This is a genomic window from Paraburkholderia sacchari, assembly GCF_000785435.2.
Classification (GTDB): Bacteria; Pseudomonadota; Gammaproteobacteria; order Burkholderiales; family Burkholderiaceae; genus Paraburkholderia; species Paraburkholderia sacchari.
The window spans coordinates 207,919-229,953 of record NZ_JTDB02000004.1; the positions used below are offsets into that span (position 1 = coordinate 207,919).

Here is a 22,035-nt window from a genome sequence, read left to right on the forward strand (position 1 = left end):
AATACGTGCAGGAGATGACTCATGTGTGGAATCGTAGGATTACTGATAAAGCAGCCATCGTTGCGTGAGCGGCTGGGCGAGCTGATGGTGCCCATGCTGCTCGGCATGACCGAGCGGGGGCCCGATTCGGCGGGGCTGGCCGTGTTCACGGAGCCGGTGGGCGAGGAAACCCGCAAGATCAGCCTGTATTCCGGCCTCACGGAAGAGGCCGAGGATTTCAACTGGCAAGGGCTCGCGCACGAGATGAACGCGCACCTGGGCGCCGGCGCCTCGGTTCACGCGAAGGGCAATCATGCGGTGCTGAGCGTGAACATCGCGCCGGACACCGCGAAGCGCTGGATCGCGGAGCAGCATCCGAAGCTGCATATCCTCTCGACGGGCCGCGCCATCGATCTGTACAAGGACATCGGCACGCCAAAGGAAGTGTCCGACCGCTACGCGTTCCAGAGCCTTTCCGGCACGCACCTGGTCGGCCACACGCGCATGGCCACCGAGTCGGCGGTCACGCCCGACCGTGCCCACCCGTTCACGGCAGGCGAGGACTTCTGCCTCGTGCATAACGGCTCGCTCTCGAATCCCTTTGGCGTGCGCCGCATGCTCGAACCGCACGGCATTCACTTCGATACGGACAACGATACGGAGGCGGCCTGCCGCTTCCTCGAATACCGGCTGCGCGAAGGCGACGATCTCGAAGTGGCGCTGCAACAGGGATTCGAGCAGCTCGACGGCTTCTACACGTTCCTCATGGGCACGCCCGACAAGCTCGCGCTGATTCGCGATCCGTTCGCGTGCAAGCCCGCGGTGGTGGCCGAAACCGATGATTACGTGGCGATCGCCTCCGAATTCCGCTCGCTGGCGCATCTTCCCGACATCAAGCATGCAACCGTGTTCGAACCGGCTCCCGAGGAGATGTACGTATGGAAAGTCTGAACTTTGACCTGGCAAGCACGTCGGTGACCGAACTCAACCGGTTCCTGCACAAGGACGCCGCCGGCAAGGGCGTGCAGGCCGTGCGCATCGCGAACCCCGATGGCGCGCACAACATCGCGGTCGGGCTCGATCTGCCTATCGAGGTCGAGATCGACGGCCACGCCGGCTACTACGCGGCCGGCATGAACAAGGAGGCGAAGGTGACCATCGCGGGCAGCGCGAGCACCGGCGTCGCCGAAAACATGATGAGCGGGCGCGTGCACGTAAAGGGCTTCGCGTCGAATGCGGCGGGCGCGTCGGCGCAAGGCGGCCTGCTCGTGATCGAAGGCGATGCGGGCCTGCGCTGCGGTATCTCCCTCAAGGGCGCCGACATCGTCGTGAAGGGATCGGTGGGAAGCTTCTCCGCGTTCATGGCGCAGGCGGGGCGGCTGGTGGTTTGCGGCGACGCCGGCGACGCACTGGGCGATTCGCTATACGAGGCGGTGCTGTACGTGCGCGGCAACATCAAGTCGCTGGGCGCGGACGCGCGCGAAGAGCCGATGACCGCCGCCGATATCGAAGCGGTGGCGCAGTTGCTGCGCGCGGCGGGCCCCGCCTTCTCCGGCTTCGAACCGAGGGACTTCAAGCGCATCGCCTCGGCACGCTCGCTCTATCACTGGAACGCCGACGCGAACCAGGAATATTGACCCAAGGATCCCGACCATGGAAATCAAGCCCATTCACATGAAGCAACTGGCCACCGAAGAATCCTGGGGCTTCGACCGCAAGACGATCAACTATATCCAGAACGCCGCGGCGCACGGGCTGTATGAAATCCGTGGTCTCGGCGCGAAGCGCCACGTGCCGCACTTCGACGATCTGCTGTTCCTCGGCGCCTCGCTCTCGCGCTATCCGCTCGAAGGCTATCGCGAGAAGTGCACCACGAAGACGGTGCTGGGCACGCGCTTCGCAAAGAAGCCCATCGAACTTGCGATCCCGATCACCGTCGCGGGCATGAGCTTCGGTGCGCTCTCCGCGAACGTGAAAGAGGCGCTGGGCCGCGCGGCCACCGAGATGGGCACCTCCACCACCACGGGCGACGGCGGCATGACCCCGGAAGAGCGGCGCTCGTCGAAGACGCTCGTGTATCAATGCCTGCCGTCGCGCTACGGCTTCAATCCCGACGACGTGCGCCGGGCCGATGCGATCGAAGTGGTGATCGGCCAAGGCGCGAAGCCGGGCGGCGGCGGAATGCTGCTCGGCCAAAAGATCTCGCCGCGCGTCGCGAAGATGCGCGTGCTGCCCGAAGGCGTCGACCAGCGCTCGGCCTGCCGCCATCCCGACTGGACCGGTCCCGACGATCTGCTCATCAAGATCCAGGAGCTGCGCGAGATCACCGACTGGGAAAAACCGATTTACGTGAAGGTGGGCGCAACGCGCACCTTCAACGACGTGAAGCTCGCCGTGCATGCGGGCGCGGACGTGATCGTGGTGGACGGCATGCAGGGCGGCACTGCGGCCACGCAAACGTGCTTTATCGAAAACGTCGGGATTCCTACGCTTGCCGCGTTGCGCCAGGCCGTGGATGCGCTCGAAGACCTCAACATGAAGGGCACGGTGCAACTCATCGTCTCGGGCGGCATCCGCAGCGGCGCCGACGTTGCCAAGGCGCTGGCGATGGGTGCCGACGCCGTGGCGATCGGCCAGGGCGTGCTGGTCTCGCTGGGCTGCAACAGCGCGTCGTATATCGAGAACGGGCAGCACGTGCAGGCGCTCGACGATTACGCCAACCTGGGCACGGCGCCGGGCTATTGCCACCACTGCCACACGGGCAAGTGTCCTGTGGGCATCACCACGCAGGATGCCGTGTTGCAGGAGCGGCTGCAGCCCGACGTTGGCGCGAAGCGCCTGCGCAATTACCTGAAGACGCTGAACATGGAACTCACCACGATCGCGCGCGCCTGTGGCAAGCAGAACGTGCATCACCTGGAGCCCGAAGATCTCGTCGCGCTCACGGTCGAGGCAGCGGCGATGGCGCGTGTGCCGCTGGCGGGCACCAACTGGATCCCGGGTGTGGTCTGACGCGCCATGACGGCACAGATCATCGATGGGAAACACCTGGCGCGGCGCTTGCGAACACGCTTTCGCGAACGCGTCGCCGCGCTTTCCATGCGCGGCGTCGTGCCGGGTCTCGCCGTGGTGCTGGTGGGCGACAATCCGGCCTCGCAGGTCTATGTCGCGAACAAGGTGAAGGCGTGCGAGGAGAGCCGCGTGCGTTCGTTCATGCACCGGTTCCCCGCCAGTTGCACGGAAACGGAGCTGCTCGAGCGCATCGGCGAGCTGAATCTGGACCCGGCCACGCACGGCATTCTCGTGCAATTGCCGCTGCCGCCGCAGGTCAGCGTGCGGCGCGTGCTGGAGAGCATCGTCGTCGACAAGGATGTGGACGGCTTTCATCTCTACAACGTTGGCGCGCTCGTGGTCGGCAATTCGATCTTTCCGCCTTGCACGCCATATGGCGTCCAGCTGCTGCTGGAAACCACGGGTATCGATGTCGCGGGCAAGAACGTGGTGGTGGTGGGCGCGAGCAATATCGTCGGCAAGCCCATGGCGCTGATGCTGCTGCAAAAGGAAGCCACGGTCACCATTTGCCACGCGAAAACCCGCGACCTCGCGCATCACACGATCCACGCCGACATTCTCGTGGTGGCGGCGGGCAAGCCGGGGCTCATCAAGGCGGAGATGGTGAAGGAAGGCGCGATCGTGATCGATGTGGGGATCAACCGGCTCGCCGATGGACGCATCGTGGGCGACGTCGATTTTGAAGCGGTGCGCGAGCGCGCCTCGTGGATCACGCCGGTGCCTGGCGGCGTGGGGCCGATGACCGTCACCATGCTGATCGAGAACACGCTGCGCTCGGCGGAGCGTTTCGCGCAGGGTGAAGCGTTTCATCCGGCACAGCCTTTCTGGCAGGTGCCGGCGCGCTAGCCCCGCTCAAGGGAGATTGCTTCAGCTGTGCCGCCGGATCGATTTGGCACGCGTTGATGTGCACGAGAAATGAGCAATCCACGACGACTGTTTCCACTGTAGAAAGGAGTGCAATATGCCACGAAATATTATGTGCGCTGTCGATGGCTCACACGCGGGAGAGCATGCCGCAACTTGTGCAGCTGAGTTGGCGAAGCAGATTGGCGCAAAACTGACCTTCGTGCACGTCAACACGGTACCTGCTGACCGTATGGCCAACGCATACTTTTGGGATGAGACGTTGATATCGGCGGCAAATGGGCAGGTTAATAGCCAATTTGTACAAGCTAAGGACGCGGCGGGCCGCCAGGAACTATTGAACTACGAGTTTGTGGTAGTTACCGGCAGTAAAGTTGCCGCGGCGATCGTGAACTATGCGAAGGACAAGGGTTTCGATCACATAGTCATGGGGACCGGCGTGACAAGTCAGCTTGAACGGATCTTTCTGGGCTCCGTAGCGACGGACGTTGTCTCACAGGCGCACTGTCCAGTGACAATCGTTCGTTAGCGCGGTGCGCGTCCTTGCGTCCGTGTAGCCTCCCTGTGTGCGTTCCGAAGGGCGCGTTGTTTTGTCAGCGAGATAGGGCGCATGGGTACTGTCACGTTGTTGCGAGGTCGGCGGGTAGAATATTGCATGAAGAAAAACAGCACCGCCATTCTGCCGTCGGCCGATGCATCAATCTCGTTCAAGGGCTATCTCGGGGGAAAGGAGCCGCTGTGACCGAGTTGATCAGGATGCCGGAAGATCATGCGTGCGCCGCGCTGGACGCCGCGCACCGGCACGCGCTGGCGTTTCATCACACCCGCGCGACGCGCCCGCCCGCAGCAACGGCGGGCTTTGCGGCGTTGCTCGACGCGTTTGGCGGACCTGCGCCCGAGGCGGGCATGCCCGCGAGCGAGGTGATCGAGCAACTGGCGGCAGCGGCCGGTCCAGGCTTGATGGGTACCGCAGGCCCGCGCTTCTTTGGCTGGGTCGTGGGCGGCTCGCATCCAGCCGGGGTCGCGGCCGACTGGCTCACGAGCGTCTGGGGGCAAAATGCCGGCTGCTACGAGGGCGCTCCCGCGGCCGCCGTGGCCGAGCAGGTGGCCGGGCAATGGCTGCTCGATCTGCTGCGGCTCCCGCCCGAATGCTCGGTGGGCATCACGACCGGTGCGACCATGAGCAACTTCGTCTGCCTCGCGGCGGCGCGTGGCGCGCTGCTGCGCCGTGTGGGCTGGGATGTCGAGGCCGACGGCCTGTTCGGCGCGCCGCGCATTACCGTTTTTATCGGCGGCGATGCGCACGCGAGCGTGTTTGCCGCGCTGCGATATCTGGGCTTTGGCGAGCGCTCGCTCGTGAGGATTGCTACTGATGACGCGGGGCGCATGCGTATCGACGCGTTGCGCACCGCGCTCGCGCATTGCCATGGGCCGCATCTCGTGATCGCGCAGGCGGGGCACATCATGACCGGAGCTTTCGATCCGATCGGGGAGATTGCGGCACTGATGCACGAGCGGCACGAGCGCGGGGGCTGGCTGCACGTGGACGGCGCCTTCGGCCTGTGGGCGAGGGCATGTCCGGCGCGCGAGGCGCTGGCGCACGGCATCGAGCGCGCGGACTCGTGGGCGACCGACGCGCACAAATGGCTGCAGGCGCCCTACGAATGCGGCTGCGCTTTCGTGCGCGATGCCGATGCGCACCGGCGGGCGATGACGATTGGCGCGGGCTATCTCCCGCCCGCCGAAGACGAGGGGGTGCGCGACCCTGTGCATTACGCCCCGGAACTGTCGCGGCGCGCGCGCGGTTTCGTTTTGTGGACCCTGTTGCGCACCTTTGGCCGGCGTGGCATTGCGCAGATGATCGAGCGGCATTGTGCGCTTGCGCAGCGGTTGGCGCGTCGTCTGGCTGAGGAGCCTGGTATTGCGGTGCTCAACGAAGTCGAGTTGAATCAGGTGGTCGTGCGTTTTGGTGCGGATGAATCGGAATCGCTTGGCGACGTGCTCACGGACGCCACGATAGAGTGCATTCAGAAAGCCGGCATCTGTTTCGCGGTCGGCGCGCAGTGGCGCGAGCGCCGCGTGATGCGCGTTTCGGTCATTGCATGGCCCACCACCGAGGATGATATCGACCGCGCCGCCGAGTCGATGATCGAGTCGTGGCGCGCGGTGGGGCGCGTGCGCTTTGATGCGGAGAGCGTCGCGGCGCACGCGTAGGGGGCCATTGAATTTCCGTTGGCTTTTGTCGCGGACTATCGCGCTTTTAGCGCTTGCCCTCCGAACCCGCGATCGCCCGCGCAGTGGAAAGCAGCGCCTCCGCCATCCGGATGCTGGCCGCGTCGATCAACCGGCCATCCAGCGACACTGCCCCCTTGCCATCCCTGGCCGCTTGAGCCATCGCATCCATGATGCGTTGCGCACGCGAGACTTCGGCATCGCTTGGCGTGAACACGCGGTTTGCCAGCTCGATCTGCGACGGATGAATCGCCCACTTGCCGTCATAGCCGAGCACCGCGGCGCGCTTCGCAGCCGCGTCATAACCGTCAGGATCGCTGAAATCGCCAAACGGCCCATCGATCGGCCGCAAGCCATACGCGCGGCAGGCCACCATCATGCGCGTTTGCGCGGCGTGCCACTGGTCGCTCCAGAAGTATTCGCGCTCGCCATTGGCGTCCTTGTCGCTCAGCACGCCGTAGTCGCGGTTCACGCCGCCGATCACGGTCGTGCGCGCACGCGTGGAGGCCGCATAGTCGGCGACGCCAAAGGACATCGCCTCGAGCCGACGGCTCGATTGAGCGATTGCCTCGACGTTCGCCATGCCCAGCGCGGTTTCGATCAGGACTTCGAAGCCAATGCGGCGCGTGCGCTTCTTCGCCGTTTCGATCTGCGTGACGAGCATGTCGATCGCATAGACATCGGCAGCCACGCCAACTTTGGGAATCAGGATCATGTCGAGCCGGGGGCAGGCCTCCACGATATCCACGACGTCGCGATACATGTAGTGCGTATCGAGCCCGTTAATGCGGACCATCACCGTCTTCGCACCCCAGTCGATGTCGTTCAGGCCTTCGATGATGTTCTTGCGGGCCTGCTCCTTGTCGTCGGGCGCGACCGCGTCTTCGCAGTCGAGAAAGACGATGTCGGCGGCCGAGCGTGCGGCCTTTTCGAACATGGCGGGGTTGGAGCCCGGTACGGCAAGCTCCGAGCGGTGCAGCCGTGGCGTGGCCGGTTCGATTGCGGTAAAGCTCATGGGTAATCTCCTCGATAGTGGGGGCGCAAGCAGCGAGGCACGCAGCCTAGCCCGTCGCGCCGAATCCCGATGCGATGCAGTTAATGGAGAGCAGAAGCGGCACCAGATAGCCGCGCCGTTCCTGATCGGCGCTGGCCGAGCGGTACAGACGCAGCAACTCGATCTGCTGGCGGCTCACGAGGTTGATGGCCGGCAGCCGGCGCGCGAGCCGCTCGCAAAACTGCGGGAAGCGGTCCGCGACGGCGCTGCCGCCGCTCACTTTCAGCACCATTTCCGTGGTGAGGCGATACTCGGCCTCGATTTGCGCGAAGATCGTTTCGCGCACGCGCGCGTCGGGCACGAGGTCAGCATAGCCGCGCGCGATGTCGAGATCGACCTGGGCGAGCGTTTTCTCCACCTCGTCGACGATCAGTCGGAACAGTCGCGATTCATTGAACATCCTGTGCAGCAGATCGAGGCCGCGTTCCTGGCGCACCGCGAGGAACGACGAGATCGCGCTGCCCACGCCATACCAGCCCGTGAGCGCGTGGCGGTTCTGCGACCACGCGAACACCCACGGAATCGCGCGCAGGTCCTCGAGGCTGCGTGCGCCGAAGCGCCGGGCAGGGCGCGAGCCCATGTTCAGCATCGAAAGCTCTTCGAGCGGGCTGGCCGCCTGAAAATACGCGATCAGCTCGGGCTGCTCGACGAGCTTCACATAGGCCGCGCGCGAAGCGCCCGCGAGCGCTTCCATCGCGTCGTCGAACTCGCCGCGCGGCTGCAGTTCGTGTTCGCGTTCCGACTTGAACGTATGCTCAAGCACGCTCGACGCGAGCAACTCGACGTGATACTGCGCCGTGCCACGATTCGCGTACTTGTACGAAACCACCTCGCCTTGTTCGGTCACGCGAAAGCGTCCGTTCACGGAGCCCGCGGGCAGCGCGGCGATCGCGCGGCCCGCCGGCACGCCGCCACGGCTCACCGAACCGCCACGGCCGTGGAAGAACGAAATCGTGATGCCCAGTTCGCGTCCTACGCGCGTGATCTTGGTCTGCGCCTTCGAAAGCTCCCAGTTGCTCGCGAAGAACCCGCCGTCCTTGTTCGAATCGGAGTACCCGATCATGACCTCCAGCACGCCGCCTTGTGCGCGAATGCTGCGCTTGACCATCGGCACGGCCAGCAGCTCGCGCAGGATTTCGGGCGCGCGCCGCAAGTCGTCGATGGTTTCGAGCAGCGGCACGACTGGCAGCGTGCAGCTTTCCACGCCGGCGGCATCGCTAAACAGCCCCGCCTGTTTCGCGAGCAGATAGACGCCGAGCACGTCGGTCGCATGGTGCGTCATGCTCAGAATGAACGCGCCAAAGGCATTGCGGTCCACCTGTTGGCGCATCGTGCGGACCATGCGGAAGATCTGGACGGTTTCCGCTTCGACCTCGGCGAGCGACTCGGGCAGCGCGTCCGTGGTTTCGCCAGGCGCCAGCGGGCGCGCGAGTTCCGCGATCAGCCACGCCTTCCATGCTTCGGAGTCCAGATCGGGCGGCTCCGAGCCTGGCTTGGCGCGAGTACGCCAAAGCGCGAGCAGGGTCTTGTTGATGACGGTGGAGTTCTCGCGCAGATCGAGTTGCACCGTGCTGAAGCGGAACGTTTCGACTTCGTGGCGCAATGGGCGGACGTACGAATCGGCAAGCGTGTCGCTGCCGGTTGCGAGCAGGGCGAGTTCCATCGCGCGCAGCTCGGCGGCCAGTTCGTCGGCGCTTGCGTAGCCGCCGGGAACAGCGGTGACAGCGGCGCTGCTGTCGCCGCGCCGTTGCGCGTCGGCGAGCGTGGTGTCGAGCTTGCGCAGCATGCAGGTCAGGTACTGGCGGAACACCTCGCCCGGATTGCGCGTGGCAATGGCCGTGCCGTCGCCGCTTTGCTCGAGCATGCGCGCGAGCTCGGCACCGAACGCCTCGGGCACGGGCAGTGCCTCGGCGGTGATGCTGAGCGTCTGCGCGAGGTCCAGCAGTTGCTGCCGGTAGCGCTTGAGACACGCGAGCCGGTTGTCGTGGAGCGTCGCGCGCGTGACGTCGTTGTTGACGAACGGATTGCCGTCGCGGTCGCCGCCGATCCACGAACCGAACTGGAAGAAGCGCGGCATCTCGAAGTGCTCGCCGGGGTAGAACTGGTGCAGTGCCTCTTCGAGCCGCTCGAACAGCAGCGGTACGGCTTCGAACAGCGTTTCGCCGAAGAAGTGCAGCCCCCACGCCACTTCCTGCGCAACAGTGGGCTTCTCGCGACGCAGCTCTCCGCTCATCCAGAGCAACTCGATCTCGTTGCCAAGCTGCCCGACGAGCTTGCGACGCTCGCGCGGCGTCCAGCGCGGCGACTCCAGATCCATCAGCTTGCGATAGATGCGCCGGTGGATTTCGAGCACCGTGACGCGCTTGGCCTCGGTCGGGTGCGCGGTAATGACTGGGCGGATCTTCAGATGCTGGAGCACGGCGCGGACTTCGTCGGCGGGCACGCCGGCGGCGGCCGCATCGGCCACCACGCGCGAGAACGAGGCCGTGAGCCGCGCATAGCCGCTCTCGATTTCGATCTCGCGGCGGCGGCGCATGGCGGTGCTCTGCTCGGCCACGCTCAGCAGCTGGAACCAGATGCCTTGGGCCTGCAGGGCGCGCCGCCACACCGCGCGCGGCACGTCGGGCGGCAGTTGCTCGCCGCGCAGCGCGAGTTCGACCTGGGGCTGGCGGCGGCGTGCGACGTCGCACAGCAGGCCGAACAGCAGGTCGACCACGCACGGTTCGTAAGCCTGAGCATCGAGCGTGGGCAACGCCGCCGAAGCCGTGGCGAGACGGTCGAGCAGCGAGGGCGGGGCAGTGGAAGGCAGCGTGGGCGAAGGCGGCGATGCAGCCGGTTGACGGTGCGGCGCCTCCACGCCACGCAACGTCAAGGCGCGAGCCTCGGCCGCATTGCCTCCAAGGGCCTCGATGGCATCAAGCGACGCGGCGGGCATCATTTTGCGCGAGCGCCGCAGCGACGGTGGAGCCCAGCTCGGAGGCGCTGGGTGCAACGAAAAGCCCGTGGGCACGCATGATCTCCGCCTTCTCGGCGGCGCTGTCGCCAGCGGCCGAGATAATCGCGCCCGCGTGGCCCATGCGGCGGCCCTTGGGAGCCGTGAGGCCGGCGACGTAGCCCACCACGGGCTTGGTCATGTTCTCCTGGACCCAGCGCGCCGCCTCGGCTTCCTGCGGCCCGCCGATCTCGCCGATCATGATCACGACTTCGGTCTCGGGGTCGGCCTCGAAGAGCCGCAGATGGTCGAGGAACGAGCTGCCGTTGATCGGATCGCCGCCGATGCCCACGCTCGTGGTCACGCCGAGACCCAGCGCATTGAGTTGCGCGGCCGCCTCGTAGCCGAGCGTGCCCGAGCGCGAGACGATGCCGACCGAACCGCGCCGGTAGATATTGCCCGGCATGATGCCGAGCATGGCTCTGCCCGCGCTGATGATGCCCGCGCAGTTCGGCCCGACCAGCATCGTGCGGGTTTCCTTCGGATAACGAAGCAGGTAGCGCTTCACGCGCATCATGTCCTGCGCCGGAATGCCGTCGGTGATCGAGCATACGAGCCGCAGGCCCGCGTCGGCGGCTTCCATGATGGAGTCGCCGCAAAAGGGCGGCGGCACGAACACGAGACTCGCCGTGGCGCCGGTTGCCTGCACGGCTTCTTTCACGGTGTTGAACACGGGGCGGTCGAGATGGCGCTGGCCGCCCTTGCCAGGCGTGACGCCGCCCACCACATTGGTGCCGTACGCGATCATTTCCTTCGCGTGGAAGGTCGCTTTGTCGCCGGTGAAGCCCTGCACGATCACGCGGGTATTTTCGTCGATCAGGATGCTCATGGGTACGCTCCTATTTGCTCTTTCTGGCGCGGTGCGCCTTGGACGCTTCTACGGCTTTCTGGGCCGCTTCGAGCAGCGTGTCGGCTGCGATGATCGGCAGCCCGCTCTCGCGGATGATGCGGCGCCCCTCTTCGACATTCGTGCCCGCGAGCCGCACCACGAGCGGCACGCGCAGGTTTTTCGCGGCTTGTACGACGCCCTCCGCCACCCAGTCGCAGCGGTTGATGCCCGCGAAGATGTTGACGAGAATGGCCGACACGTTGGCGTCCGAGAGCACGAGCCGGAAGGCCGCGGCGACGCGCTCGGGCGATGCGCCGCCGCCCACGTCGAGAAAGTTCGCAGGCTCGCCGCCGGCATACTTGATGGTGTCCATGGTGGCCATCGCGAGACCGGCGCCGTTGATGATGCAGCCGATGTCGCCGTCGAGGCCCACGTAGTTCAGCCCGAACTGCGCCGCCTCGGATTCGCGCGGGTCTTCCTGCGAGGCATCGCGCATCTCCGAGACATGCGGGTGCCGGAACAGGCCGTTGTCGTCGAAGCTGACCTTGGCGTCGAGCGCGAGCACGCGGTCGTCGGCGGTCACGACGAGCGGGTTGATCTCCACCATCGTCGCATCGAGGTCGCGAAACGCGCGGTAGGCGCCCATGATCGCAGCCACGGCGCGGCTCACCTGTTTGATGTTCAGGCCGAGGCCGAAGGCCAGCTCGCGCGCCTGGAACGGCTGCAGGCCCACGGCCGGCTCTGCGATCACCTGCAAAATGGCCTCGGGGTTCGTGCGCGCGACTTCTTCGATGTCCATGCCGCCCTGGGCGGAGACGATCACGCGCACGCGCTCGGCCTTGCGGTCGAGCACGATGCCCAGATAGATCTCGCGCTCGAACTTCTCGGCCACTTCGATATAAACGCGCTCGACGACCTTGCCTTCGGGGCCGGTTTGCGTGGTGGCCAGACGCTTGCCAAACAGCGCGGTGGCCGCCGAGTGCACGTCGTGATAGGTCTCGCAAAGCTTGATGCCGCCGGCCTTGCCGCGCGCACCCGAGTGGATCTGCGCCTTGACGGCCCAGTGCCAGCCGCCGAGTTCGGTGGCGCAATAGACGGCCTGATCCGGCGTATAGGCGACGAGCCCGCGCTGAATCGGCACGCCGAAGCCGGACAGCAGTTCTTTCGCCTGATATTCGTGGATGTCCATGATGGTGTTCCGTGCGAATGAGAAAAGCGGTATGAAATTAAAAACGCCGCCCGATGCTCAGGCGACCAGATGTTGCGGTTCGCCGCCCACGTAAGCCTCGATGTTGTCGATCAGCTGGTCGGCGAGAAACTGCATTGCGCCGTCCGATGCCCACGCTACATGCGGCGTGAGAATGAAATTCGGCAGATCGAGTTCGAGGAGGGGATTGCCAGCTTTGGGCGGCTCGCTGGTCAGGACGTCGAAGCCCGCGCCCGCGATCAGCCCTTCGCGCAGGGCCGTCGCGAGCGATTGCTCGCAGACGAGCCCGCCGCGCGCCGTATTGATGAGCAGCGCGCTGCGTTTCATCGTCCGCAACTGTTCGAGCGCGATCATGTTGCGTGTTTCGGGACGCAGCGGCGTATGCAGCGAGACGATGTCCGATTCGCGCAGCAACTGCTCGAGCGGCATGAAAGCGACGTCGCGCGGCTTCTCCTTCGTCGACGCATGCTCGGCGAACACCACGCGCATGCCGAAGCCGCGCGCGATGGCCGCGGTGCCGCGGCCGAGCGAGCCGTCGCCGATGATGCCGAGCGTCGCCCCGTGCAGGTCGCGAATCGGATGGTCGAAGAAGCAGAACTGATTCGACGCCTGCCAGCGGCCGCGCCGCACGTCCTCGCGATACGCGAGCAGATTGCGGCGCAGCGCGAGGATCAACGCGAAGGTATGCTCGGGAACCGTATGCGTAGCGTAATTGCGGATGTTGGCCACGGCAATGCCGTGCGCGCGGCAGTACGCCGTGTCGATCACGTCGTAGCCCGTGGCCGCCACCGCGATCAGGGCGAGACGCGGCAGCTTCGCCAGCGTCTCGGCGCGCAGCGGCACCTTGTTGGTGATCGCAATAGTGGCCCCTTCGAGACGCTGGGCCACCTCGTGCGGCGCGCTCACGTCGTACTCCGCCCAGCAGTGATCGAAGGCGGGACGCCGTACATCGGCCTTCAACGTGGAGCGGTCGAGAAAGACGATTTCATGACGCATGATTTCGGTATCCTGCCTTTTTTTCGTGAGACGTTGAGAGTACGAAGTGCGTTTATGGCCTGCGGCGAACGTGGCGACTGTGGCTCAGGCCGCGGCGACGCGGCGCAGCGGCTCGACTTGATCCGCGTGCTGGGTCTGTGCCTTGAGCGGGTCGTGCGTGCGCCAGTACTGCGTGGCCGCGCCGGTGCCGCTGCCAGGGCGCACGTCGATGCCCACATCGAGCATTGCCATCTCCGCGCCCGCAATGGCGCTCGTGAGCATCAGCTCGTTCAGGTCGCCGAGGTGGCCGATGCGGAACACCTTGCCCGCGACCTTCGAAAGGCCCGCGCCGAGCGCGAGGTTGTAGCGCCGGAAGGCCCTGTCGATCACGTTGGCCGCATTGAAGCCTTGCGGCACGACGATGGCGCTGACCGTATCCGAATACCACTTCGGCCCCTTGGCGCACAATTCGAGCCCCCAGCCTTCGGTCACGGCGGCGCGGACGCCCTGGGCGAGGTGATGATGGCGCGCGAACACGTTATCGAGCCCTTCCTGGAAGATCAGGTCGAGCGCCGTGCGCAGGCCGTAGAGCAGCGACAGCGCGGGCGTGTACGGGAAGTAGCCGGTTGCGTTGGCCTTGATCATGTCGCCGAGATCGAAGTAGCAGCGCTTGGACTTCGCGGTCTCGATCGCCTTGAGCGCCTTCGGGCTCACGCACAGAATGCCCAGGCCCGCAGGCAGCATGAGCCCCTTTTGCGAGCCGGTCACGGCCAGGTCGACGCGCCAGTCGTCCATGCGGAAGTCGATGCAGCCGATCGAGCTCACGCCGTCGACGAACAGCAGCGCCGGGTGGTGAGCGTTGTCCATCGCGTGGCGCAGTGCGCCAATGTCGCTCGTGACGCCGGTGGCGGTCTCGTTGTGGCAGGCGAGAATGCCCTTGATCTGATGCTTCTTGTCGGCCTTGAGCACTTCTTCGATACGCTCGACGGGCACGCCCTCGCCCCAATCGACGTCGAGGATCTCGACTTCGAAGCCGAGCCGCTGAGCCATGTCGGCCCACAGATGGCTGAACTGCCCGAAGCGCGCAACGAGCACACGGTCGCCGGGCGAGAGCGTGTTGGTCAGCGCGGCCTCCCAGGCACCGGTGCCCGAGGACGGAAAGATGAACGGCTGGCCGCTCGTGGTTTTGTAGAGGCGCTTGAGGTCGCTCAGCACGCCGTTGGCGAGCTCGGGAAAGCGCGTGGAGCGGTGGTCCTCCATCGACACGACCATCGCGCGCAGCACGGCGTCGGGAATGTTGGTGGGGCCGGGCACGGCGAGAATGTTGCGACCCGGGATACGCGTTCCAGTGGTATTCGACATGTCTGCACTCCTGAGTGATGGGATAAGGGCGGTATGGAGGTACGAAGCTATGAAACGTCCGCTCGGGCGGTTGAATCAGACTGCGGGCCGGTGGGCCGTGGCGCTGTGCAGATGCGCGGGCGCGTCGCCGTATACCGGGAAGCGCGTCGTGAGCGCGTGCACGGCGTCGGCCACGCGGCGGATCACGAGATCGTTCGCGGGCGCTTCGAGCACGTCGGCGATCAAATTCGAGAGCTGACGCGCTTCGGCTTCGCCGAAACCGCGCGTGGTCATCGCGGGCGAGCCCACGCGGATGCCGCTCGTGACGAAAGGCTTTTGCGGGTCGTTCGGAATGGCGTTCTTGTTGACGGTGATGCCCGCCTTGCCGAGCGCGGCTTCGGCATCCTTGCCAGTGATGTTCTTGGCGCGCAGGTCGACGAGAAAGAGATGCGATTCGGTGCGCCCAGAAACGATGCGCAGCCCGCGCTCCTGAAGCGTCTCGGCCATAGCGCGCGCGTTGATCATGACCTGGCGCTGGTACTGCTTGAACTCGTCGCTCATCGCCTCGCGGAACGCAACCGCCTTGGCCGCGATCACGTGCATGAGAGGGCCGCCCTGGATGCCGGGGAAGATCGTGGAGTTGAGCGCCTTCTCGTGCTCGGCGCTCGAGAGGATCAGGCCGCCGCGCGGGCCGCGCAGCGTCTTGTGAGTGGTCGAGGTGACGAAGTCGGCAATGCCCACCGGGCTCGGGTAGAGGCCCGCCGCAATCAGCCCCGCATAGTGCGCCATATCGACGAAGAGCCACGCGCCCACGCTGTCGGCAATCTTGCGAAAGCGTTGCCAGTCGATCGTGAGCGCATAAGCCGAGGCGCCCGCGACGATCATGCGCGGCTTGTGCTCGTGCGCGAGGCGCTCGACCTCGTCGTAGTCGATCACTTCGGTGTCCGGATGGAGTCCGTACGCCACCGCATTGAAGAGCTTGCCGCTCACGTTCACCGACGCGCCGTGGGTGAGGTGGCCGCCGTGCGCGAGCGACATGCCAAGGATCGTGTCGCCTGGCTTGAGCACGGAGAGATAGACGGCCTGGTTTGCCTGCGAGCCCGAATGCGGCTGCACGTTCGCATATTCGGCATTAAAGAGCTTTTTGGCGCGGTCGATGGCGAGCTGCTCGGCCACATCCACGTGTTCGCAGCCGCCGTAGTAACGCTTGCCCGGATAGCCCTCGGCATACTTGTTGGTGAGGAGCGATCCTTGCGCTTCCATCACGGCCGGAGACGTATAGTTTTCCGATGCAATCAGCTCGATGTGATCCTGCTGTCGTGTGGATTCCGCAACGATGGCCTGACGCAATTCCGGATCGGTTGCTGCGATGGTCTGCTGGAAGCTGAACATGTGGGTCGCCCTGGTGTCGATGGTCGGTGTTGGAAACTTGAGATCGATGGTAGTGGCGCCGCGCCGAAAACACTCATTCCGGTTTGTTATCCAACCCATAACCCGGCCTGGAAGCCAATGCCGGCGGGGCTCCGGCACGCGGGAGTACCCCGTCGTGGGCATTGCCGCACTGGCCCGCGCTGGTAGAGTGAGGGCATGGGATGGACGCCTTTTTCGGGGGTCCAACGGAGGCTGATGGTCTGAAGAGGAAGCGATGCTTAACCTGACATTGCGGCAACTGCGCGTTTTCGAGGCGGCGGCGCGCCACCTGAGTTTTTCGCGCGCGGCCGAAGAGCTGCATCTGACGCAGCCGGGCGTGTCCGCACAGCTCAAGCATCTCGAAGAGACCATCGGCATGAAGGTGTTCGAGCAGATCGGGCGGCGCATCTTTCTCACCGAGGCGGGCCGCGAGGTCTATAGTCATTCGCGCTCGATTCAGGAGCAGCTGTCGATACTCGAGGAGTCGCTCGATCAGTTGCGCGACACCACGCAGGGCAAAATTCGCGTTTCGGCTGTCACGGGTACGGCCGGTCATCTCTCGCTGGCGTGCATTTCGCGCTATACGAAGGCGTTTCCGGGTGTGCGCGTGCGGCTGAAGTTCGGTAATCGCGAGAATGTGCTTGGTGCGCTGGCCGGTAATGAAGCCGATCTGGCGATCATGGGGCAGCCGCCCGAAGGGCTGGGGCTCGTGGCGCAACCGTTCATGAAGAACCCGCTGGTGGCGATTGCGCCGCCCGATCATCCGCTTGCGCGGCAACGTGCGATTCCGCTTGCTGCGCTCGAGGACGAGGTTTTCGTGGTGCGCGAACCGGGCTCAGGCACGCGGCGCGCGATGGAGCGCTTCTTTGCTGAACATCGCATCCGGTTTCGGCCAGGGCTCGAGGTGAGCAGCAACGAGGCCGTGAAGTGCTGCGTGCACGTGGGAATGGGGCTCGCCGTCGTGCCGTTGCAGACGGTGCTGCCGGAACTGGAGACCCTGCGGCTGAAAGTGCTGGATGTGGAGCGCTTTCCGATCGTTCGGTATCTGTATATCGTGCATCGCGAGAGCAAGCATCTCTCCGCGGCAGTGGAGGCGTTCAAGCGGACCCTGCTGGGGGAGGCGCAGAAGGTGATGGACGAAGTGTAGGGAGAGGATGTGGCTTATGTTGCGGGTTGCGTGCGGTTAGTGGCGCACGCACCGCGACCTGAACTCACTCCGCAACGAACACCTCGCCCCTGCCGTCGACGGAAACATCGCCTGCGAGACGTCGCGGCGTCCATCTCGCGAGATCTGCGAACGCACCGCCTTCTTTCGCGAGGCTGCGTGTGACGAGACGCCAGAACACGCTTACCTCGGCGCGAATTTCCACGAACCGGTTCGTTGCCTCGATATTCCGCAAGTTGGGCAGGATCAGCGAACCGCGCCGCATACCATAAGCGAGGTGCTCGCCCACGTTGCCCGCGATGCCGATCGTACCCGCCACCATCCGCGAGGCAGCAAACGCGCCGGCGTCTCCAAACACTAGCGCAGTGCCGCGCCGCATGCGGTCGCCAAAGCGCTCGCCAGCGTGGCCACGCACGATAAGCGTGCCGCCGCGCATCCCATCCATGCTGCCGGGCAACGCCGCCCCCGCGAAATCGCCGGTATCGCCGCCGATCTCGATGCGCCCGCCCGCCATCTCGCAGGCCGCGAAAGCGCCGCTGCTGCCGCGCACGGTGAGCGTGCCGCCACTCATCTGCGCGCCTGCGAGATCGCCCACGCCGCCGTCCACGACGATCGCGCCGCCATCCATCGCGCAGCCCACGCGATCGAAGCGGCCCAAATCGCCTTCAAATGCGATGCAAGGTTGGGCATCTGGCGTCGCATTCATACGCACATCGAAAAGATCCGCGAGTGCGATGCGCTCAATGCCGTGCCAGAGCGGCAGGCGCGCGACTTCGCTGTCGCTCAGTGGGGCGAGCGCGGCGGGCAGGAGCGAGCGCGCGTCGATGCGCAGCGCGGGCGCTGTCTTCACGCGCAGCGTGATGCGCTTCATGGGGTTTCTCCGTTACCGCACAGATGATGCAGATGAAAGTGGAACGGGCCGAGCTTGCCGCCATAGTTTCCCGCGCTAATGCGCGTGACGCCGGCTTGTGCGCCGCGCGCGGTCACGGCTTCGATACCGGCGCGCATCGCATTGGCGACGTCCGCTTCGCTGAGTCCGTCGACGACGATCTCCAGCACGCAGCGCGTCTCATCGGTCAATGCCGTGCGCGGGGCGAGGCCCGCTAGCGTGGGACAAAACGCGTCGTTGGTCGAGGCGGGCAGTGCGGCGTACTTCGAGCCGACCTTCGAGCCCGAGCGCACCACGCCGCCGGGAAACGGCATGATGACGCCGGGCACGCGCCGCATCGCTTCCACGGCCGCTTCGGCGCCCGCGAGCGCGGCGTCGGGGTCGCGCGCGAGCAGCAGCAGGTTGCCGCCGCCTACGCCTTTGATCACGCATGTCGTTTCCTGCGCAACGAATTCGCCATCCATCACGGGCACGCGCCAGTAGCGCACGCCGTCGATCAGCTTCGAGATTTGCCAGCCGTCGCCGAAAAAGCGCAAGTTCTTGCCGAGCGCGATGGCTTCGCCCTCGGCAATGCCCGCATAGACAGCCGTGGTCGGGCAGGTCAGCACGCACTGGCCCACGCGTCGCTCGACCTGCTTGGCGAGTTCCTTGCCCGACATCGAGAAGAGCAGGACCGCGACGCCTGGCCTGCCGTCTGGCGATGCGCCTGGCTCGATTTCGCGTTCGATGGCCGCCTCGCAGCCGCAAGCGATCACCGAAGTCGCAAAGCCGGTCGCGGCCACGGCCGCGTGGCGCGCCCACGTGCGGTTGCGCGCGGTGATCACGAGCCGGGTGGCCTTCATCGGAAAGGCTTCGGCGAAGGTGTCGTCGATGGTGACGCCGTTGATGGTGAGCGGCGGATTCTCCGTAATGCTCGCGCTTGCGCTCATGACAGCTGTTCTCCTGTGCTGTTGCCGTGTGCGACGCAGGCTGCGGGCAGGAGCCGCCCGCCGTTGCAGCACGAGCAGAGCTCGTCGCGGCTGATGGCCGCGTGGCGGAAGTTGTACGCCAGGTGGCGTTCGCCGTATTCGTCCAGCGTGCGCTCGATCGAGCGGTCGAACTCCGGAGCGACGAAATGCGTGCCGCCCACTGGAGTTGCCACGATGCGCCCGTTGCGCGCGACCAGTTCGCCGTCCTTGAATACATATTCCGGCGTGCTGAACATGGCTTCGCGGTTCGCGTTGTCGCGGTACACGGCGATGTCGGCGGCGGCGCCCACGCTCAGGCGGCCGCGGTCGCGCAGCCCGAGCAGGCGAGCGGGCGCGGCGCGCGTTAGGATCGCGATTTCCTCGAAGCTCAGTTCGCGCGTCATGCTCGCGAGCGCCGATTGCTGCGCGACCTCGGGGTGCAGCTTCGCAAGCTGCTCGTCGCGGAACGATTTGTCCATCAGAAGCCGGATCAGGTGAGGGTAGCTCGTGAACGGCCCGCCGTTCGGGTGATCGGTCGTGAGCGTGATCTGCCAGGGGTTCTTCACCATCAGGAACAGTTCGAGGCCGATCGTCCATTGCAGCGCGTTGACGTAGCTTTGCTCGCGATAGCGGAACGGCACGACCCCGCAGCCCGCGTCGCATTCGATGTCGCCGGCGATCCATTTGCGCGGCGAGGCGAAGTCGGCCTGCTTGACCTGTTTCATGATGTCGCCGGAAGCGGTGACGGTCTGTCCGAACATGATCTGGCCCACGTCGATCGAGATGTTCGGATGCGCGTTGACGGCCTCGGCAATGCGTTCAGCGGCTGAGGAGAACTTGCGCGGTCCTTCGGTGCCGTAGCTATGGAACTGGATGTGCGTGAGGTGGCCCGGCAGTCCTTCGAGCGCGTCGATCGTCGCTAGAGTGGAATCGACATTGCCTGGCACACCCAGGTTGCTCGCGTGGATATGCAGCGGATGCGGGACGCCCAGTTCGGTGAGCGCGCGAGCGAGCGTATGCAGCACCTGGCGCGGCGAGATCGCGTAGTGTGCGTGCGTCTCGTCCACGTTCAGGCTGCGCTGATTGAACTTGAAGGCCGAAATTCCGCCTGGGTTCACGACCTTCACGCCCAGCGCCTTAGTGGCGTTGATGGACCAGCCGACGTAATCGCGCAGGCGCTCGAAATCTTCGCCTCGCGCAAGCATGCTCAGGAACAGTTCGTCGTTGCCGAGCATCACGTAGGCGCCGTGATCGATGATCGGCGTATCGCCCATTTCCAGGTGCGTATGGCGCGCGTTCGAGGCGATCATCGCGGGCTCGAACGCCGCCGTGTAGCCCATTTCGGCGTAGCGGTAGCCGGTCGCGAGCGTGCCGGGCGTGCAGACGCCGCACGACGCCAGCTCCAGTTCGTTTTCGGCTTGCTCGCGCTGCATCCGGATGCGGTGATCCTCGGGCATCAGCATCCGCGCGAGGTTCACTTTGCCGCCGCCGATATGCGAATGCATGTCGATGCCGCCCGCCATCACCGTCATGCCGGTGACGTCGTATTCGCGGTCCACGGCTTCCTCGTCGCCCAGTTGGACAATGCGGCCGTCGAGTACGCAGAGGTCGGCAATCTGGCCGTCGATGCGGCTTGCCGGGTCGAAGACGCGGCCGCCGCGCAGACGAAACGTGCTCATGCTGCGTTCTCCTTGCACGATGCGAGCTTTGTGCCCAGCTGTGCCGCGAATGCGGCCACCGTGGGCAGCGTGTCTGCGTAGACCGGTGTGAGCGGCAGCACGACGCCGCCATCGGCGCGAAACAGATGTCCCGCGGAGCCAATGCCCGGCGTGGAGACGGGCACGAACACAGTGGGACCTTCGCGGTCGGCGCAGGTTGCAGCAAGGCCCGGATGGCCGAGCACGATCGTCGGAAGGGCGGTGCGCGGCGGCGGCAGGTCCGCGCCGAAGCTCGCGACCCAGACGAGCGTGTCGATGTCGTGATCGGCGAGCAGGCGCGCCGTGTCGTAACGCTGCGGCGCGTGTTCGAGCCCGCTGCGATGCACGCCCGTGCGCAACGGCAAGCCGGAGAGCCACGTGAGCGTCTGGTTCACGCTCGCAGCGCCGTCGTCGCCGCCGAGCGCGAGGCCGCCCGCGCGACGCATGCGGTTGAGGGTCTTCAACAGCCGGTCGAATCCCTCCACGAGCAGCGCGGCATGCGTGCCAGGCAGATCGGCAGGAATCCAGACCATTGCCGTATAGTCCGCCGCGAGCATGCGCTCCACGAGCGCGGTCAATGCGGGATCGGCGGGGGCACGCAGGGACTTGCCGGCGAGCAGCGCGTTGAGCGTGGCCACCGTGTCGTAGAGGTCGCCCTGCAGGGGCACGGCGAGCGTTTCGACTCCGGCGCGCTGCGCGAGCGCCGCCTCGATCTCGCAACCGAGGAAGACGACGGTGCGCTGTGCCGGTCCGACGCCACCCGTTTCGCCACCCACGGCGCAACGCGAAAAAAACTCGGGATAGCGCGTCGATGGCGAGGAACCGATGCAGACGATCAGATCGGCGCGGTTGCGGATCTCCGCGAGGGTCGTCGTGAACGCGCCGCGGTCCTGCATGGCCGTCAAGCCGTGCATTAGCGCGCGGCCATGCGCATGGTCGACAATCGCGCCGCACGCGTTGGCGACGCGATAGAGCGCGCGCGCGCCGGCCACGTCGGTGGCCATGCCGCCGAAGAGCGGCTGGCGCGCGCGGGCGAGCCACTGCGCGGCGGTATCGAGCGCGGTCTGCGCGTCGACCGGCTGGCCGTTCACGGCGGGTGTGGCCGAGGACGGCGCGCCGCCGAATTGGGCGAGTGCGCGCGCAGCGCGCGGGCAGCTCGTGCCCGCCGGTGTCAGCGTTTCGCCTTGGGCGACGCCGAAGCGGTCGCACAGCAGCGCGCAGAACGGGCAGGTCCAGGGTGGGGTGTCAAGAGTCGCATCCATGCCTGCCGATCTGCAAGGGCTATGCCATGCACGATGTTGCGGCGGCACGCGCTCCGGCAACGCGACTTGCTGGCGGTCTGGAGGACGGATCGGCGTATTGCAGCGCCCGCCGTGTGAGCC

At 65.7% G+C, this 22,035-nt stretch carries 19 protein-coding genes; 8 read left to right on the forward strand and 11 right to left on the reverse strand.

Annotated features, from left to right (window positions below; genetic code table 11):
- The first annotated feature begins 21 nt into the window (after positions 1–21).
- The 7 genes from NH14_RS16500 (at position 22) to NH14_RS16525 (ending at position 6,129) form a co-directional block, all read left to right on the forward strand.
- Positions 22–930 (forward strand): class II glutamine amidotransferase domain-containing protein, encoded by a 909-nt coding sequence (locus NH14_RS16500; protein WP_035525494.1) that lies wholly within the window; start codon positions 22–24, stop codon positions 928–930.
- On the forward strand, positions 918–1,616 hold the full coding sequence (locus NH14_RS16505) for a GltB/FmdC/FwdC-like GXGXG domain-containing protein (RefSeq protein ID WP_035525493.1): 699 nt from the start codon (positions 918–920) through the stop codon (positions 1,614–1,616). The genes NH14_RS16500 and NH14_RS16505 overlap by 13 nt, the downstream gene beginning before the upstream one ends.
- A gap of 16 nt (positions 1,617–1,632) precedes the next feature.
- Entirely contained in the window at positions 1,633–2,991 is a 1,359-nt protein-coding gene (locus tag NH14_RS16510; protein WP_035525492.1) for an FMN-binding glutamate synthase family protein, read from the forward strand.
- Between the two features lie 6 nt (positions 2,992–2,997).
- Positions 2,998–3,897, forward strand: a complete 900-nt coding sequence (folD, locus tag NH14_RS16515) for a bifunctional methylenetetrahydrofolate dehydrogenase/methenyltetrahydrofolate cyclohydrolase FolD (protein ID WP_035525490.1) — start codon at positions 2,998–3,000, stop codon at positions 3,895–3,897.
- A 115-nt stretch (positions 3,898–4,012) separates the two neighbouring features.
- Positions 4,013–4,444: a universal stress protein gene (locus NH14_RS16520; protein WP_084225332.1), complete on the forward strand. Its 432-nt coding sequence runs from the start codon at positions 4,013–4,015 to the stop codon at positions 4,442–4,444.
- Between the two features lie 81 nt (positions 4,445–4,525).
- Positions 4,526–4,657 (forward strand): hypothetical protein, encoded by a 132-nt coding sequence (locus NH14_RS33875; RefSeq protein WP_269151839.1) that lies wholly within the window; start codon positions 4,526–4,528, stop codon positions 4,655–4,657.
- Positions 4,654–6,129, forward strand: a complete 1,476-nt coding sequence (locus NH14_RS16525; RefSeq protein ID WP_244143477.1) for a pyridoxal phosphate-dependent decarboxylase family protein — start codon at positions 4,654–4,656, stop codon at positions 6,127–6,129. The genes NH14_RS33875 and NH14_RS16525 overlap by 4 nt, the downstream gene beginning before the upstream one ends.
- 46 nt (positions 6,130–6,175) lie before the next feature.
- Here NH14_RS16525 and NH14_RS16530 read toward each other — a convergent pair whose 3' ends face one another.
- The 7 genes from NH14_RS16530 to glyA form a co-directional block, all read right to left on the reverse strand.
- Entirely contained in the window at positions 6,176–7,162 is a 987-nt protein-coding gene (locus NH14_RS16530; RefSeq protein ID WP_035525488.1) for an HpcH/HpaI aldolase/citrate lyase family protein, read from the reverse strand.
- Between the two features lie 46 nt (positions 7,163–7,208).
- Positions 7,209–10,139: a phosphoenolpyruvate carboxylase gene (locus tag NH14_RS16535; RefSeq protein WP_237179653.1), complete on the reverse strand. Its 2,931-nt coding sequence runs from the start codon at positions 10,137–10,139 to the stop codon at positions 7,209–7,211.
- Positions 10,117–11,022, reverse strand: coding sequence for a succinate--CoA ligase subunit alpha (sucD, locus tag NH14_RS16540; protein ID WP_035525486.1), 906 nt, complete (start codon positions 11,020–11,022; stop codon positions 10,117–10,119). Before sucD ends, NH14_RS16535 begins: the two co-directional genes overlap by 23 nt.
- 10 nt (positions 11,023–11,032) lie before the next feature.
- On the reverse strand, positions 11,033–12,211 hold the full coding sequence (locus NH14_RS16545; protein ID WP_035525484.1) for a malate--CoA ligase subunit beta: 1,179 nt from the start codon (positions 12,209–12,211) through the stop codon (positions 11,033–11,035).
- Between the two features lie 57 nt (positions 12,212–12,268).
- Positions 12,269–13,225, reverse strand: coding sequence for a D-2-hydroxyacid dehydrogenase (locus NH14_RS16550; RefSeq protein ID WP_035525482.1), 957 nt, complete (start codon positions 13,223–13,225; stop codon positions 12,269–12,271).
- 84 nt (positions 13,226–13,309) lie between these two features.
- A complete protein-coding gene (locus NH14_RS16555; protein ID WP_035525480.1) occupies positions 13,310–14,566 on the reverse strand; it encodes an aminotransferase class V-fold PLP-dependent enzyme in 1,257 nt (418 codons plus the stop codon).
- Positions 14,567–14,641: 75 nt separating this feature from the next.
- Entirely contained in the window at positions 14,642–15,937 is a 1,296-nt protein-coding gene (gene glyA / locus NH14_RS16560) for a serine hydroxymethyltransferase (RefSeq protein WP_035525478.1), read from the reverse strand.
- A 253-nt stretch (positions 15,938–16,190) separates the two neighbouring features.
- Between glyA and NH14_RS16565 the strand changes: the two genes are divergently transcribed.
- Entirely contained in the window at positions 16,191–17,102 is a 912-nt protein-coding gene (locus NH14_RS16565) for a LysR family transcriptional regulator (protein ID WP_035525476.1), read from the forward strand.
- 64 nt (positions 17,103–17,166) lie between these two features.
- Here the strand turns inward: NH14_RS16565 and NH14_RS16570 are convergent, their stop codons facing one another.
- The 4 genes from NH14_RS16570 to NH14_RS16585 are packed head-to-tail and all read right to left on the reverse strand — an operon-like array spanning position 17,167 to position 21,915.
- Positions 17,167–17,991, reverse strand: coding sequence for a formylmethanofuran dehydrogenase subunit C (locus NH14_RS16570; RefSeq protein ID WP_035525474.1), 825 nt, complete (start codon positions 17,989–17,991; stop codon positions 17,167–17,169).
- Entirely contained in the window at positions 17,988–18,938 is a 951-nt protein-coding gene (gene fhcD / locus NH14_RS16575; protein WP_035525472.1) for a formylmethanofuran--tetrahydromethanopterin N-formyltransferase, read from the reverse strand. Before fhcD ends, NH14_RS16570 begins: the two co-directional genes overlap by 4 nt.
- A complete protein-coding gene (locus NH14_RS16580) occupies positions 18,935–20,635 on the reverse strand; it encodes a formylmethanofuran dehydrogenase subunit A (RefSeq protein ID WP_035525470.1) in 1,701 nt (566 codons plus the stop codon). The genes fhcD and NH14_RS16580 overlap by 4 nt, the downstream gene beginning before the upstream one ends.
- The gene (locus NH14_RS16585) at positions 20,632–21,915 is read right to left on the reverse strand and encodes a molybdopterin-binding domain-containing protein (RefSeq protein ID WP_035525468.1); all 1,284 of its coding nucleotides are present in this window, start codon (positions 21,913–21,915) and stop codon (positions 20,632–20,634) included. Before NH14_RS16585 ends, NH14_RS16580 begins: the two co-directional genes overlap by 4 nt.
- Between the last annotated feature and the right edge of the window lie 120 nt (positions 21,916–22,035).